14 protein-coding genes are annotated in these 14,634 nt (G+C 70.3%); 8 read left to right on the top strand and 6 right to left on the bottom strand.

The window, feature by feature from the left end; translation table 11 throughout:
* Positions 1-119: 119 nt before the first annotated feature.
* On the top strand, positions 120-1,865 hold the full coding sequence (locus BOX37_RS03110; protein WP_420811605.1) for an MFS transporter: 1,746 nt from the start codon (positions 120-122) through the stop codon (positions 1,863-1,865).
* Complete coding sequence (locus BOX37_RS03105) at positions 1,862-2,377, top strand: DUF2771 domain-containing protein (protein ID WP_071926295.1); 516 nt, start codon at positions 1,862-1,864, stop codon at positions 2,375-2,377. The genes BOX37_RS03110 and BOX37_RS03105 overlap by 4 nt, the downstream gene beginning before the upstream one ends.
* Before the next feature lie 180 nt (positions 2,378-2,557).
* On the opposite strand, the gene BOX37_RS03100 is transcribed toward BOX37_RS03105, so the two are convergent.
* Positions 2,558-2,977, bottom strand: coding sequence for a cold-shock protein (locus BOX37_RS03100; RefSeq protein ID WP_206045850.1), 420 nt, complete (start codon positions 2,975-2,977; stop codon positions 2,558-2,560).
* 162 nt (positions 2,978-3,139) lie between these two features.
* Here BOX37_RS03100 and BOX37_RS03095 point away from each other — a divergent pair, with 162 nt between their 5' ends.
* Together BOX37_RS03095 and BOX37_RS03090 are read left to right on the top strand one after the other, a co-directional pair.
* A complete protein-coding gene (locus BOX37_RS03095; RefSeq protein WP_071926291.1) occupies positions 3,140-3,376 on the top strand; it encodes a hypothetical protein in 237 nt (78 codons plus the stop codon).
* A gap of 383 nt (positions 3,377-3,759) precedes the next feature.
* The gene (locus BOX37_RS03090; RefSeq protein ID WP_071926288.1) at positions 3,760-4,368 is read left to right on the top strand and encodes a resuscitation-promoting factor Rpf1 domain-containing protein; all 609 of its coding nucleotides are present in this window, start codon (positions 3,760-3,762) and stop codon (positions 4,366-4,368) included.
* A gap of 66 nt (positions 4,369-4,434) precedes the next feature.
* Here the strand turns inward: BOX37_RS03090 and BOX37_RS03085 are convergent, their stop codons facing one another.
* Positions 4,435-4,626 (bottom strand): hypothetical protein, encoded by a 192-nt coding sequence (locus BOX37_RS03085; RefSeq protein ID WP_071926286.1) that lies wholly within the window; start codon positions 4,624-4,626, stop codon positions 4,435-4,437.
* A gap of 129 nt (positions 4,627-4,755) precedes the next feature.
* On the opposite strand from BOX37_RS03085, the gene BOX37_RS03080 reads away from it, so the two are divergent.
* Positions 4,756-7,056: a helicase-associated domain-containing protein gene (locus BOX37_RS03080; protein WP_071926283.1), complete on the top strand. Its 2,301-nt coding sequence runs from the start codon at positions 4,756-4,758 to the stop codon at positions 7,054-7,056.
* Positions 7,057-7,286: 230 nt separating this feature from the next.
* Here the strand turns inward: BOX37_RS03080 and BOX37_RS03075 are convergent, their stop codons facing one another.
* Complete coding sequence (locus BOX37_RS03075) at positions 7,287-7,775, bottom strand: LppU/SCO3897 family protein (protein WP_240505183.1); 489 nt, start codon at positions 7,773-7,775, stop codon at positions 7,287-7,289.
* 130 nt (positions 7,776-7,905) lie between these two features.
* Here BOX37_RS03075 and BOX37_RS03070 point away from each other — a divergent pair, with 130 nt between their 5' ends.
* Entirely contained in the window at positions 7,906-8,763 is an 858-nt protein-coding gene (locus BOX37_RS03070) for a hypothetical protein (protein WP_071926280.1), read from the top strand.
* 3 nt (positions 8,764-8,766) lie between these two features.
* Here BOX37_RS03070 and BOX37_RS03065 read toward each other — a convergent pair whose 3' ends face one another.
* The 3 genes from BOX37_RS03065 to BOX37_RS03055 form a co-directional block, all read right to left on the bottom strand.
* On the bottom strand, positions 8,767-10,158 hold the full coding sequence (locus tag BOX37_RS03065; RefSeq protein ID WP_071926278.1) for a M1 family metallopeptidase: 1,392 nt from the start codon (positions 10,156-10,158) through the stop codon (positions 8,767-8,769).
* A 68-nt stretch (positions 10,159-10,226) separates the two neighbouring features.
* Positions 10,227-10,892, bottom strand: coding sequence for a DUF3239 domain-containing protein (locus BOX37_RS03060; RefSeq protein WP_071926276.1), 666 nt, complete (start codon positions 10,890-10,892; stop codon positions 10,227-10,229).
* Between the two features lie 110 nt (positions 10,893-11,002).
* A complete protein-coding gene (locus BOX37_RS03055) occupies positions 11,003-12,670 on the bottom strand; it encodes a DNA repair helicase XPB (RefSeq protein ID WP_071926273.1) in 1,668 nt (555 codons plus the stop codon).
* 484 nt (positions 12,671-13,154) lie between these two features.
* On the opposite strand from BOX37_RS03055, the gene BOX37_RS03050 reads away from it, so the two are divergent.
* Both BOX37_RS03050 and BOX37_RS03045 read left to right on the top strand, forming a co-directional pair.
* Entirely contained in the window at positions 13,155-13,751 is a 597-nt protein-coding gene (locus BOX37_RS03050; RefSeq protein ID WP_420811604.1) for a LysE family translocator, read from the top strand.
* Positions 13,752-14,024: 273 nt separating this feature from the next.
* Positions 14,025-14,618, top strand: a complete 594-nt coding sequence (locus BOX37_RS03045; protein WP_071931140.1) for a trimeric intracellular cation channel family protein — start codon at positions 14,025-14,027, stop codon at positions 14,616-14,618.
* Positions 14,619-14,634 lie beyond the last annotated feature (16 nt).

Raw genomic sequence — 14,634 nt, 5'->3', positions numbered from 1 at the left:
ATCCGTCCGGGGGTCCACCCGGACGGCACCCCGGTTTCGGGCAGTATCCGCCGCGTTCGGGTGCGCCGCGCAAAGTGTTTCCCCGGCCCGATACGCCCGCCGAGCCACCGACCCGTGGCATCTTCCGGCGCCATCGCCCGGCCGACCCCGCGACGACCCCGCCGCCGAACACCGGTCGGGGTAGGCCCGGCTGGACGACGTCGAACCGGGTCCAGCGCGACGAACCGGCGCGCGGACCGTCGCCGGACCGCCGGTCCGCGTCCGACCGCCGGACACCCGACCACCGCATCCCGCCCGGCCCGCGCCCCGGTGGCCCGCCGCCGAGCACCCCGGCCGACGACCACGGCCCCGCGGGCACCCGTCCGTTCACCCGCGCCGAGGAAACCGTCGAGGACCCCGGCCAACAGCGCGTCCCCCGAAAACTCACCGTCACCAGAGTTGCCGCCATGCGCAGCCGCGAACTCACCGAGCGCGGATTCGCGACCTTCCAGCGCGCGGCCAAGGCCGACGGCGCCGACCAGTCCGGCCTGACCGCCCTCACCTACGCCACCATGGCCAACTTCGCGCTCGACGCCGCGATCGCGGTCGCGCTGGCCAACACGTTGTTCTTCGCCAGCGCCACCGCCGAGTCCAAGACCAAGGTGGCGCTGTACCTGCTGATCACCATCGCCCCGTTCGCGTTGATCGCCCCGCTGATCGGCCCACTGCTCGACCGCCTGCAGCGTGGCCGACGGCTGGCCCTGGCCACGACCTTCGGCCTGCGCGCGATCTTCGCGGTGCTGCTGATCTTCAACATCGACACCTGGGGCCTGTATCCGCTGGCGCTGTGCATGATGGTCGGCTCGAAATCCTTCGCGGTGCTCAAGAGCGCGGTCACTCCGCGCGTCCTGCCGCCGGAGATAGACCTGGTCCGCACCAATTCCCGATTGACCGTGTTCGGCCTGGTCGGCGGCACGATCGGCGCGGGCGCGCTGGCCGCGCTGGCCGCGGTGATCGCCGGGTCGACCGGCGCGCTGGTCTTCGCCACCGGCCTCGCCATCGCCGGTGCGTATCTGAGCCTGCGCATCCCGCGCTGGGTCGAGGTCACCGAGGGCGAGGTGCCCGCGACACTGACCTATCACGGCCACGACGCGCAGACCGAAGTCCTCGCGCCGGCCCAACTGTCGGCGGTACCGCCGCGGAAACGACGGCAACCGCTCGGACGGTCGGTGGTGACCGGCCTGTGGGGCAACAGTTCCATTCGCGTGCTCACCGGTTTCCTGACCTTCTACGTCGCCTTCGTCGCCAAGGGGTCGGGCGGCAGTCCCACCGAGCAGGCGGCGATGCTCGGCGTGGTCGGCGCGGCCGCGGCCATCGGCAACTTCGGCGGCAACGCGACCGGCGCGCGACTGCAGCTGGGCAGACCTTCGCTGGTGGTCCTCGGCTGCACGGCTGCCTGCACGGCGGTCGCGGTGTTCGCCGTGTTCACCGGCAATCTCTTCGGCGCCGCGTTCGCCGCCCTGGTCGCGTCGGCGGCCAGCGCGCTGGCGAAGGTCTCGCTCGACGCCTCGATCCAGGACGACCTGCCGCCGGAGTCGATCGCGTCCGGTTTCGGACGATCCGAGACGGTGCTGCAGCTGAGCTGGGTGGTCGGCGGGTCGGCCGGTGTGCTGCTGCCGACCGAGTACTGGAAGGGTTTCGCGGTGATCAGCGTGATCCTGGTGATCGGGCTGGTGCAGACCTTCGCCAGTTACACCGGCCATTCGCTGCTCCCCGGTCTCGGCGGCAATCGTCCGCAGCATGTGGAGCAGGAAGTTACCGATACCCATCCGGACCGGGTCGATCCCGGTCCGGTTCCGCGAGGGACAGGAGATCCCATCTGGTGAGCACGCTCAACGTTCGCACGATCATCATCTCGGTGGGCGCCGGATTGGCCGCCGTCGCCGCGGTGACCGCGGTGTGGGTCGCCGTCGCCGTCTCGAAAGCGCCCGCGCACGAACCGGAGATCACCGCCTACGCGCACGGCAAGTCCGTCACCGTCACGCCGTTCATGTACTGCACGGTCCGGATGGAGGACTGCACCTACGGCGAGACCACCCCGTTGCGGGTGCCGTCGGGCATGCCGGTGCAGATCTCGCTACCCAGCGAGATCGTCGACTCCCCGTGGCTCATCCAGCTGATCTACCAGCGTCCCGGCGGCGAACAGGTCGACCGGGTGCTCAGCTTCGCCGACTATCCCGCGCACGCCAGAGCACTCACGATCGAATCCCAGCCGGAACCGGATCTGCGCCTGGCCGGCATCGAGGTCCAGCTCCCGATCCTGGCCCGTGACGTCGACACCGGCCGCGAGAGCTACATCCCGCACGCGGCCTGGTCGATCGTCACACCCGAGATGTGAACCGACCCACACTCCCTGACCCCACACCCGCGACCCCGAGGAGCGGCGGCCGACGAAGTCGGCCGGTCGCGGCCGGGTCGCCTGTCAGCGCTCGAAGCGCATGCGCCGCAGGCGCGAGTCTCGAGCGCTGACAGGCGGCCCCCAGGGGCCGCGACTCGAGCGCGCCAGCGCTCCAAAAGCTCAGTTGTCCAGTTCGCGGGCTACCGCACGGACCACTTCGGAGATGCGCTGTGACAGCTTGCGATCCGGGTACTTGCCCCGGCGCAGGTCCGGCTGCACCTTGGTCTCGAGCAGCGTGATCATGTCCTCGACCAGGCCGTGCAGCTCATCGGGCGACTTGCGCGGGCCCGCGTCCTTGCGGGCGGGCTGCGCGCCACGATCGCCGCGCACGGTGGGTGGGGCCTCGAGCAGCTTCAGGCTCAACGCCTGCGGCCCGCGCCGGCCCGCGGCCATCCCGAACTCGACGCGCTGTCCGGGCTTGAGCCCCTCGACGCCGTCGGGCAGCGCGGACGAGCGGACATAGACGTCCTCGCCCTCGTCTTGGGAAAGGAAGCCGAAGCCCTTTTCGACGTCGTACCACTTCACCCGGCCGGTCGGCACTGCGCTCACCCGTTCATCATTCGATACCCGAACCCTTGTGGCCCGGGTTACACATGTCTGCTTGTCGCGAAAAGAACGCGCCCCACAACAAGGCGGGACGCGATGTGCCCAGAGTCTACCCCGGTCGCCATACCGCGAGCACATCAGTTTTACGGTGCACCGGTGACGAACTCGCCTCCACCCGCCTCGCCCGGTCCCCGCCGCCCGAGTGATCGCCTGCTGCACCTCGCCGTCGCCTTCGTCGGGATCGGGGTGCTCGCCGTGATCGGCATCTTCGCGACTCCGCTCGTGACCGACGGGCGGCCGGGACTGTGGCTGTACCTGCTGGCGATGTTGGTGCCGGTGGGCTTCCTGCTCGCGCTGGGATACGCGCTGTGGTCGGGCCGCCGCGCCCGCTGACGCGTCAACCGGTTACCCCGGCGGATCGTTACCCAGGCATGTATGTGACCTTCATCACATAACAGCATGATCACGAAGTGAGCGTGCAACCGTCGCGCACACCTGGCACGGCAGCTACCTGCGCGGACGCGGCGAAGGCATCAGGGATGACCCTGAGACCACCCCGAGACCCCTCCGTACACGCCGGTTATCAAATAGTGACTTTCCCCGCGGTCCGTCGTACCGTTTCTCTCAGCCGGGGCAACCCCCGGAACCACCGGCCCGCCGCACCGAACCTCGCCCCGCGGGTACCGGACCCCGATTGGAATCGAGGGGTGAGGGCGGACCGGGAGACCTCTCAGTCCGGACCACATGCAGGTGCGCACGAGAGGAAGAAACCCGATATGAGTGGACGCCACCGCAAGCCGACTTCCACCGGGCGCACTGTTGCCAAGGTCGCCGTCACCGGCGCGATCTTCGGCACCGCGAGTGCAGCCCTCGCCGGAAACGCCAGCGCGGCCCCCGACTCCGACTGGGATCGCCTCGCACAGTGTGAAGCCGGCGGCAACTGGGGTATCAACACCGGCAACGGCTACCAGGGCGGGCTGCAGTTCTCGCCCTCCACCTGGACCGCCCACGGCGGCGGGCAGTACGCCGCTTCCGCGCACAACGCCACCCGCGAACAGCAGATCGCGGTCGCCGAAAAGGTTCTCGCCTCCCAGGGCTGGGGCGCTTGGCCCTCCTGCTCGGCCAAGCTGGGCCTGAGCAGCGGTCCGACCGAGCGCACCGTGCCCTCTACCCCGAGCTGGGTTCCCGAGGTCACCGCCCCGCAGGTGCAGGATCCGAGCCAGGAAGTCTTCCAGGCCGTGGACCGCGCCCTCACCGTGGTGCAGCAGCAGGGCATCGCCGTGCCGCAGCAGGCTCTCGACTTCGTCAACGCCGCCAAGGGTTCTCAGCTGGACCCGGCCGTGATCGACTTCTTCGAGGCGAACAAGGGCCTGCTGCCCTCCTGAGCGCCTCCGCAGACAACAAGAGCCCGCATCCTCGAAGGATGCGGGCTCTTGTCTTTCCCGTCCGAACTACACCCGGTTGATGGTGGTCTCGGGGTGCACGTACGGCAGCGTGGCCGCCGGGACGGGAAACACGGCGTCCTCGCCGAAGGGCGAGAGGTTACCGGCGCGGGTCGCCGACAATTCGGTCACGGCGTGCTCGCCGTCGGCCACCTCGGGCCAGCCGTTGTCGACGTAGGGCTTCTTCGATTTGTTCACCACCGGCTCATTCTGACATAGCGGTTCACATGGCGGCTGGCGCCGCGGCTTCTCGCACCCTCTGGTCAGTCCAGATCGAGGCGCCCGAGAACCGGGGCATGGGCTGCCGACGCTGCAGGTACGCTGGATCGGATGATCGCGACAGATTCACTTGCCGATTGGCTCGGTGCGCGCACCGACGCTCAGCTGGTGAAACTGCTGCAATTGCGCCCCGATCTGGCGGTGCCGTTGCCCGCGTCGATGTCGGTACTCGCGGTGCGGGCCCAGCAGCGGGCCTCGGTGTTGCGGGCCGCCGACGAGCTGGACACGCTCGAGTTCGCGATCATCGAGGCGCTGACGGCCAACGAGTACGCGCGCACGATCGGTTCCGAGCTCACCCCGCTGACCCGCACCACACTGCACGCGCAGCTGAAGGATCGCGTCACCAAGACCGCGTTCACCGCGGCGCTGACCCGGCTGCTCGACCGCGCGCTGGTCTGGCAGGTCGGGGACGACCTGCACCTGACTCCCTCGGCCGCCGAAGCCCTCCCCTGGCCGCTCGGCGCGACGACCGTGCTCCCGGACGCGCTCACCGAGCCGGAGGCGAACGCGGCGCTGGCACAGGCGAGTCCGGCCGAGCGGGCGCTGCTGGAGAAGCTGGCCACCACGGGGCCGCGGGGCCGGACCAGGGACGCCGCGCCCGGTACCGCACCCGAGCGGCCGGTGCCGCGACTGCTCGCCGCCCGGCTGCTGCACCGCATCGATGACGAGACCGTCGAGCTGCCGGTGACCGTCGGACAGCTGCTGCGCGGCGAACCGGTGACCGACCCGCACGCCCTCGCCCCGCCGAAACCGGCACTGACCAAGCACACCCCCGCCGAGGTGAACGCGGTCGGCGCCGGTGAGGTCGGTGAGCTGCTGCGCGACTGCACCGATCTGCTCGACGCGCTGGGCAAGCTGCCCGCTCCCGCGCTGCGCGCCGGTGGGCTCGGGGTGCGCGAGTTGCGCAGGCTGACCAAGCAGACCGGGATCGACGAGCAGCGCACCGGCCTGCTGCTGGAACTGCTCGCCGCGGCGAAACTGGTCGAGAAGGGCTTGCCGGAACCACAGCCCGATCTCGACTCCACCGATGACTTCTGGGCCCCCACACCCGCCGCCGACGCCTGGCTGGACGCGCCGCCGGCAACGCGCTGGGTGGTGCTGGCGCAAGCCTGGCTGGACCTGGACCGGATGCCGTGGATGATCGGCCTGCGCGATGCCGCCGACAAGCCGATCGCGGCGCTGTCGGCCGAACTGCGGATACCGCACGCCGTGCGCGACCGGCAGGAGATTCTGGCGCTGCTCGCCGAGTACCCCACCGGCACCGCGCTCACCGCGCGCGATATCGGCAAGCTGCTGGCCTGGCGGATGCCGCGGCGGCGCAGGCACTTCCGCCTCGACACGGTGACCGCCACGCTGGCCGAGGCCGCCACCGTCGGCCTGCTCGGGCGTGGCGCCCTGGACTCGGCGGCGCGTGCCCTGCTGCACGGCGCGACCACCAGCATCGCCGACGCCGAGGCCGAGATGGCCGCCGCACTCCCCGAGCCCGTCGACCACGTGCTCGTCCAGGCCGACCTGACCGTGATCGCCCCCGGCCCGCTGGTCCCCGAACTGCGCGGCCGGATCGCGCTGGTCGCCGATGTGGAGTCCGCGGGCGCGGCCACCGTCTACCGCGTGAGCGACGCCTCGGTGCGCCGCGCCCTCGACGCCGGCCTCACCGCCGCCGAGCTGCACGCCCTGTTCACCAACCACTCCCGCACCCCCGTCCCCCAGTCGCTGACCTACCTCATCGACGACGTGGCCCGCAGGCACGGCCAACTGCGCGCAGGTGTGGCCCAGTCCTTCCTCCGCAGCGACGACCCCGCCCTGCTCGCCCAGGTCTTGGCCGCCCCCGTCGCCGAAACCCTGGCCCTGCGCGCGATCGCCCCCACCGTGGCGATCGCCCTGGCTCCCCTCGCCGAAATGCTGGACCAGCTACGCGCCGCCGGTTTCGCCCCCGCCGGCGAGGATTCCGCGGGCACCATCGTCGACCTGCGCCCCCGCGGCGCCCGCATCGCCGTGCGCCCCCTGGCCCGCAAGCCCTACCGCCCCAGCTCCCCCAGCGACGAGCAGCTGACCATGCTGGTCACCGAACTCCGCGCGGGCGAACGCGCCGCCGGAGCCCGCACCGGCCAATCCGTCCGCGCCGACGGCACCCGCACCGGCACCGCCGCCACCCTCGCCCTACTCCAATTGGCCGCCCGAGTAGGCCGCCCCGTCAACATCGGCTACGTCGATGCCCAGGGCGTAGCCAGCCAACGCGTAGTGGAACCCCTCCGAGTGGGCAACGGCCAACTCGACGCCATAGACCCCGTCTCCGGCGCCACCAGACACTTCACCCTCCACCGCATAGCCTCAGTAGCTCTACTCGACTGAGTGCCAGTCAAGGCCCACCACCACCCGCACGCCCAGCGACACAACGCCACTTGCGACTTCCACCTGCCACATCCCCAGCCCGAAGTCGGCCACCTACCGCACTCCCAGCCACCCAGGTCCGCCATGACCGCACTACCAGCCCCGCACCCGCGACCCCGAGGAGCGGCGGCCACGCAGTGGCCGGTCGCGGCCCCTCGGGGCCGCGACTCGAGCGCGCCAGCCCTCCGAAATTACGGCTTGGCCAAGCAGAAAGTCGTCTTCGGATCCGGCACCGTTCGGAACTGCGTCGCGTCCATATCGCACAGCAGTTCGTCGGTCTCCCCGTCGATCCGCTTGACCACCTTGAACGTCGCCTCCGGCGCCGTGCAGTCGATCGCGGTCGCCGGGCGCGTGCCCGCGTCGGCGTAGCAGCTGCCCTGGGCGAAGTTGGGCGCCAGGCACAGGCCGGTCTCGGTGGTGCCGACCGTGCCGTCGAAGGTCGCGTTGTCGGCGGCGCAGGTCAGCGGGGCGGCGCCGGTGCGCACGATCCGGTAGTCGGCGGTGGCCGAGGAGCAGTCGCCGAGCGTCGCGGTCATCGCCTCGACCGCGTTGTCGGTGACCTCGACGCAGGACCCCACCGCGACCGTGTCACCGGCGGCCGAATCGTCCGCCGACGAGCACGCGACGGCCGCCCCGACCAGTGCGACCGCCGCCACGGGGGCGAACACGAGCCGTGCCAACAGTCGCTTTCCTGGGTACTTCACTGAAAACCTCACTCACCGAACAGTTCAGGCGAACATGACCGCCGGTGACGATACCCAAGTCCGCATCGCTCGTGCTCGGACCGTCGCCTGGTTACCATCGACACCGATGACACTCGATGATGTCGCAGGCGAGCTGTACGGCCTCGACCCCGGCGTCTTCGTGGCGACCCGCACCGAACGGGCCGCCGCCGCCAGGGCCGAGGGCGACCGCGCGCTGGCCGAGGCCATCACCGCATTGCGCAAACCAACGGTCGCGGCATGGACGGTGAACCTGCTGGCCCGGCACGCGCCGACGGAGATCGCGGCGCTGCTGGATCTGGGCGCTGCGCTGCGTTCGGCCCAGCGCCAGCTCTCCGGCGACAAGTTGCGCGCGCTGGGCAATCAGCGCCAGCAGGTGGTCAACGCGATGACCAAGCGCGCGGGCGAACTGGCCGCCGAGCACGATCGCCCGGCGAGTGAGCAGGTGCTGCGCGAGGTCGGCCAGACGCTGACCGCCGCGCTCGCCGATCCCGAGGTCGCCGATCGGGTGCGTGCCGGTGTCCTGCCGACCGCGCTGACCTATGACGGCTTCGGCCCGGCGGGGCTGGTCGCGATCACCGGCGGCAAGGCGAGCGGGTCGGCCACGCGGGCCCGCCGCCGCGCGGGACCGTCGCAGGAGGACGCCTTGGCGACCCGCCGTGCCGAGGCACAGCAGGAGTTGGCCGACGCCGAATCCGCCCTCGACGCCGCTCGTTCGACCCGTGAGGAAGCCGAATCGGCCGCGCGTCAGGCGAAATCGGATCTCGACGAGGTCGAGAGTCGCATCGCCGAATTGCGCGACGCGCTCGAACACGCTGAACAGCAACGTCATTTCGCCCGCACGGCCGAGCATCGCGCACGCGGTGAGTCCACTGCCGCCCGAAGCCAATTCGACCGTATGCAGCGCTGGGTGGACCGCGCTCGCGCCCGTCTCGACGAGGACTGACCCTCAGCGACGCAGGGTGCCGGGGAACAGGAAGTCTTCCCGTGGCGCGGTCGTTGTGTCGAGCCATTCGGCGAGGAACTCGGTGAGCGGCAGGGTGGTTCGGCTCTGCAGGAATTCCCGGAACTCCGGCATCGAGGCATTGCCGTCGCGATGCTCGGCCACGAAATCGCGCAGGGCCGTGAAGAACACGTCGTCGCCGATGAACTTGCGCAGCGCGTGCAGGAACAGCGGGCCGCGGTAGTAGACGGAGGTGAACTCGTTGCCGACGCCGGGGCTGGCGAGGGCGACATCCCAGAATCCTTCCTTGTCAAGGTATTTCGCGATCTGCTCGCGATACTCCGCGTCGACATCGGCGCCGTCGATCCGCTCGGGCCAGAGGACCTCGGCGGTGTAACTGGCGAGGCACTCGTTGAGACAGATGTCGGACCACTGCCGCACCGACACGGTGTCGCCCCACCACTGGTGGGCCAGTTCGTGCACCACGGTGTCGAGATCGGCCCACGGCGCGTAGACCGGGCGGGTCTGGGTTTCCAGGGAGAACGGGATCTTCGTGTCGACGTAGATGCCACCGGCGACGTCGAACGGGTAGGGGCCGTAAAGGCTTTCGAGGAAGTCGAGGATCTCCGGCAGCCGCCGCTCGTCCTCGCGGTTGTGCTGCGCGCCCGGGGCGAAAGCGCTCAGCACCGGAGTGCCGTCGGCCCTGCGCTGTTCCAGGAAGGTGAAGTGGTCGATCGCGACGGTGGTCAGGTACCCGATGACGGGCTGGCGGGCCTCCCAGGTCGTGTGCAGGCGGCCATCACGCACCGCGTGCTCGGTGCGCTCGCCGATGGACATCACCTCCCAGTCGGCGGGCACCCGCGCGTGCAGCGTGAAAGTCGCCTTGTCCAGCGGAGTGTCGTTGAGTGGGTACCAGGTACTGGCGCTGTGCGGCTGACCGACCGCGAACGCGCCGCCGCTGGGCGCCCAGGTCCAGCCCTCGCCCTCGGTGTCTGCCGTCTGCCCGGCGTAGTCGACGATGATCCGCATCGGCAGCCCCGGCGGTAGCGCCACCAGCGGGGTGACGACCAGTTCCTGCTCGCCGTCGCGGGTGAAGCCCGCGGGCTGCCCGTTGACGGTCACCATCAGCACCTCGGGTCCGCGGTAGTCGAGGTTGAACTGGGCCAGCGGCTGGGTCGCGGTGGCATCGATACGGGCCGTGCCGCGCAGGTGGTGGGTGAGCGGCTCGTAGTCGATGGTGAGGTCGTAGTGGCGCACGTCGTAGCCGCCGTTGCCGTCGGCCGGATAGTAGGGATCGCCGAGGCCGGGCGCGCCGATCAGCGCCGGATCCGCCGTCACCGGCGGGGCATTCAACACCAGCGTCGCGCACACCGCGCACACCACAGCCGACCAACGCATGTCGATGACACCTTTCGCCGGAGCGGTCTCGCTGACCCGACCATCGTGGCAGTCGCGCGGCGGCTGCCTCAGCCCAGGCCGTCGGGCAGCTGCCGCGGGTCGAGCAGCAGCCGCCTGGTGGCCGTGCGGCGCACCCGGGTGGCCAGCGTGAGGTTCTCGGCGAGCAGCTGCCATTCGATCTCGGTGATGGCGCTGCGCGCCTGCTCGATCACCGCGCTGTCGCGGGTACCCCAGGCGATCGGCATCGCGGTGACCAGCTGCCAGCGCTCGCCGACCTGGCGCGGGGCACGGTCGGTGCGCACCGCGACGGCGGGCACGCGTTCACCGCGTTGCGGCGCGTGGCCGGGCAACGTGCGTACCCGGCGGGTGATCAGCGCCCAGCTGCGGGTGGGCGCGGCGGGTTCGGCGATGTCGACCAGGGCGAGCAGGACGAAGCCGTAGGGTCCGGTGTCGGTGACCACGGCGGGCACCAGAGCACCCTCGTGGTAGAGCTTTTCGATGCTGGAGCGATGCGGCGTCCACAGCGCGACCCACAGCGCGATGGCCGTGACGAGCACGCAGACCCCGGCGAGCAGATACCCCCAGGCTTCTCCGCTCCACAGCAGTGCGGCCGTGGCGGCGACGGCGAGTCCGGCCACGAGCAGGGCGACCACACGCAATCGGCGCAACCCGGTGAACGTCTCGTTGACCGCGTGCGCGTGCTCACGGTCGACCACGAATTCGAAACGGCGCACGATGTCCTTCCTAGCACAAGTTACGGAGGAGTTGCCTCCGCTTATCTGCCGAGGGGTTCGCACATCGCACGCTACCCCCATTCGACCTGGCGATCAGCGCTACGCGCCGCTCATACCCCGTCGCCGATGGGCGGGCCGAGCAGATCGTCGGCATCGGTGATGCGGTAGGCGTACCCCTGTTCGGCCAGGAACCGCTGACGATGCGCGGCGTACTCGGCGTCGAGGGTGTCGCGTGCGACCACCGAGTAGAAATGCGCCTGTCCCCCATCCTGTTTCGGGCGCAACAGCCGGCCGAGGCGCTGGGCCTCCTCCTGCCGCGACCCGAAGGTTCCCGAAACCTGCACCGCCACCGAGGCTTCCGGCAGGTCGATGGAGAAGTTGGCCACCTTGCTCACCACCAGCACCGGGATCTCCCCGGAGCGGAACGCGTCGAACAGCGACTCGCGCTCGCGGTTCTTGGTGGCGCCGGTGATCACGGGGGCGTTCAAGTCGATGCCGAGCTCCTCGAGCTGGTCGAGATAGGCGCCGATCACCAGGGTCGGCGCGCCGGGATGGCGGGCCAGGATGGACTCGACCACCGGGATCTTGGTACGCGCGGTCGAGCACAGTTTGTAGCGCTCCTCCGGTTCGGCCGTGGCGTAGGCCATCCGTTCGGCGTCGGTGAGCGTGACCCGCACCTCGACACAGTCGGCGGGGGCGATCCAGCCCTGCGCCTCGATGTCCTTCCACGGCGCGTCGTAGCGCTTGGGGCCGATCAGCGAGAACACGTCACCCTCGCGACCGTCCTCGCGCACGAGGGTGGCGGTGAGGCCCAGGCGACGCCGGGACTGCAGGTCGGCGGTCATCCGGAAGACCGGCGCGGGCAGCAGGTGCACCTCGTCGTAGATCACCAGGCCCCAGTCGCGGCTGTCGAACAGCTCGAGGTGCTTGTACTCACCCTTCGACTTGCGGGTGATCACCTGGTAGGTGGCGATGGTGACCGGGCGGATCTCCTTGCGCTCGCCGGAGTACTCGCCGATCTCGTCCTCGGTCAGCGTGGTACGCGCCAGCAGCTCGCGCCGCCACTGCCTGCCCGCCACGGTATTGGTGACCAGGATCAGCGTGGTGGCCTTGGCCTTGGCCATCGCGGCGGCGCCGACCATCGTCTTGCCCGCACCACACGGCAACACCACCACACCCGAACCGCCCGCCCAGAACGAGTCGGTGGCCATCTCCTGGTAGTCGCGCAGGTGCCACTTGCCCTCGGAGTAGTCGAGGCCGATGTCGTGGGCCTCACCATCGACGTAGCCGGCCAGGTCCTCGGCGGGCCAGCCGATCTTCAGCAGCATCTGCTTGATGTGGCCGCGCTCGGACGCGTGCACGATCACCGTGTCGTCGTCGAGGCGCGCGCCCAGCATCGGCGCGATCTTCTTGTGCCGCAGCACCTCCTCGAGCACCGCGCGGTCCAAGCTCACCAGGCACAGGCCGTGCGCGGGATGCTTGACCAGCTGCAACCGGCCGTAGCGGCCCATCGTGTCGACGATGTCGACCAGCAGCGGCTGTGGCACCGCGTAGCGGGAGAAGTTCACCAGCGCGTCAACCACCTGCTCGGCGTCGTGGCCCGCCGCGCGGGCGTTCCACAGCGCGAGCGGGGTGATGCGGTAGGTGTGCACATGTTCGGGCGCGCGCTCCAGCTCCGCGAACGGCGCGATGGCCTGGCGCGCGGTGCCTGCCAGCTCGTGGTCGACCTCGAGCAGCAGGGTCTTGTCGCTCTGCACGATCAAAGGACCGTCGGTCACACGTTGCTCCTGTGTTCTTTGGCGGCTGGCGCCGCGGTTTTCGGCCTCGTAACCCCGAATCCGAGGGGCGATACTCCGGCTTCGCCGTTACGTCTCGCCCCTCGGATCCGGGGCGGCCGAAAACGTGGGTGGCGCGTTGGGCGGGCTGGGCGGCTGCTTGGTTGTCCTTGGGGCGGTGGGTGGCCTTGTTCGATTGTACGGATCGGGACCGACATGACCTGGGCGAAGAAGGTGGTGCCTGTGCACGACACCCGATCGCGCCCTCACCGATCCTGTCCAGGCCGAGCCGGTGCGCGCCCAACGGTGGTGGCGGCGGTGGCTGCCGTGGGTGGCACCGACGACAGCGGCGATGGCTGGGGTGACCGAGCCGGACGGGGGTCCAGCAGGTGTCGACTGGACCGCGACACGGTGCGGGTGGTCGGGGCAGGCTCTGGAGGTGCTTCAGACAACGGCGGTTCTCGGGGTTGGCGCGGCGGCGCTCGGCATGGTGCTGACGCCGGGGCCGAACATGATGTATCTGGTGTCGCGGACCGTCGCGCAGGGGCGCCGGGCGGGAATGGTGTCGCTGGCCGGGGTCGCGGCCGGGTTCGGGGTCTACCTCGTGGCGGCGACCGTGGGGATCACGGCGGTGTTCGCGGTGGTGCCGGGGCTGTACACGGCGGTGAAGCTGGCGGGTGCGGCGTACCTGCTGTGGCTGGCCTGGCAGGCGATCCGGCCGGGCGGGATCTCGGTGTTCGCCCCCGCCGAACTGCCGCACGACCCGACGCGGCGCCTGTTCACCATGGGCTTGGTGACCAATCTGCTCAACCCCAAGATCGCGATCATGTACATGGCGCTGATCCCTCAGTTCGTCGACCCGTCGATGGGCGCGCTCTGGTTGCAGAGCCTGTCGCTGGGGGCCGTGCAGATCACCGTCGCGCTCACCGTCAACGCCCTCATCGTCCTCGGCGCTGCGGGACTGGCCGCCTTCCTCACCGCCCGCCCCCTCTGGCTGCGCACCCAGCGCTACCTCATGGGCACCGCCCTCGGCGCCATCGCGGTCCTGGTGGCCACCGACCGCACCCGCCCCGTCCCCGCCTAGCTGGACATCCGATCACCAGGTTGTGGTGGCGGTATCGCCCGAGTGGCTACCGCAGCCACAACCTGGTGATGCGCATTGGCGGTGGGCGTGGTGACCTGCGACGCGCGGTGCGGGTGGATGCGAGTCCACGACCGCTGACGTGTCACGCTGCATCGGGGTCGGCGAGAGGAGTGTGTCGTGAGTGGTGGAGTGCTGGTGGCGGTGGTCACGGCTGGACCGTCGGTGGCCGGGCTGGAATCGGCGGTGGCGGGGGTGCATCGCAGTGGCGAGCTCATGGGGGTGATCGCGTTCGCGGCCTCGGGAGCGCTGGCCGCGGTACGCAAGCGGCTGGACCTGTTCGGGATGGCGGTGCTGGCGTGCGCGACGGCGCTCGGCGGGGGCATCGTGCGCGATCTGTTGATCGGGCGAACCCCACCGGCGGCGTTCACGAATCTGACCTACCTGTACGCCGCGCTGATCACCGCGCTCATTCTCTACTTCATCGCACCCTCACGCCGCCTCACCAAGGGGCCGCTCGAGGTCGCCGACGCCATCGGGCTCGGCCTGTTCTGCGTCACCGGCACGGTGATCGCCTACCACGCCGGGCTCGCCGCCCCCACCGCCGCGCTACTCGGCATGACCACCGCCATCGGCGGCGGCGTCCTGCGCGACGTCCTCACCGGCGAAGTGCCCTCCGTCCTGCGACCCGACCAGGACCTCTACGCCATCCCCGCCCTCTTCGGCGCCGCCGCCACCGCCACCCTCCTGCACTTCGACCTCTATCGAGCCTGGACCGGCCTGCTGGCCGCCGCAGGGGCCATCGGCTTCCGACTCCTGGCTCGCCACTATCAATGGCATGCCCCCCTCGCCCGCCACGCCCGCGACTGACGGTCCGCGGCACCGG

The organism is Nocardia mangyaensis, assembly GCF_001886715.1.
GTDB lineage: Bacteria > Actinomycetota > Actinomycetes > Mycobacteriales > Mycobacteriaceae > Nocardia > Nocardia mangyaensis.
This window is presented reverse-complemented; position numbering and strand designations above follow the sequence as displayed.

Excerpts from the sequence above, each read along its gene's own strand:
- BOX37_RS03090 (WP_071926288.1), top strand. The coding sequence starts at position 3,760 with ATGAGTGGACGCCACCGCAAGCCGACTTCCACCGGGCGCACTGTTGCC.
- BOX37_RS03080 (WP_071926283.1), top strand. The coding sequence starts at position 4,756 with ATGATCGCGACAGATTCACTTGCCGATTGGCTCGGTGCGCGCACCGAC.
- BOX37_RS03070 (WP_071926280.1), top strand. The coding sequence starts at position 7,906 with ATGACACTCGATGATGTCGCAGGCGAGCTGTACGGCCTCGACCCCGGC.
- BOX37_RS03065 (WP_071926278.1), bottom strand. The coding sequence starts at position 10,158 with ATGCGTTGGTCGGCTGTGGTGTGCGCGGTGTGCGCGACGCTGGTGTTG.
- BOX37_RS03050 (WP_420811604.1), top strand. The coding sequence starts at position 13,155 with ATGGTGCTGACGCCGGGGCCGAACATGATGTATCTGGTGTCGCGGACC.
- BOX37_RS03045 (WP_071931140.1), top strand. The coding sequence starts at position 14,025 with ATGGGGGTGATCGCGTTCGCGGCCTCGGGAGCGCTGGCCGCGGTACGC.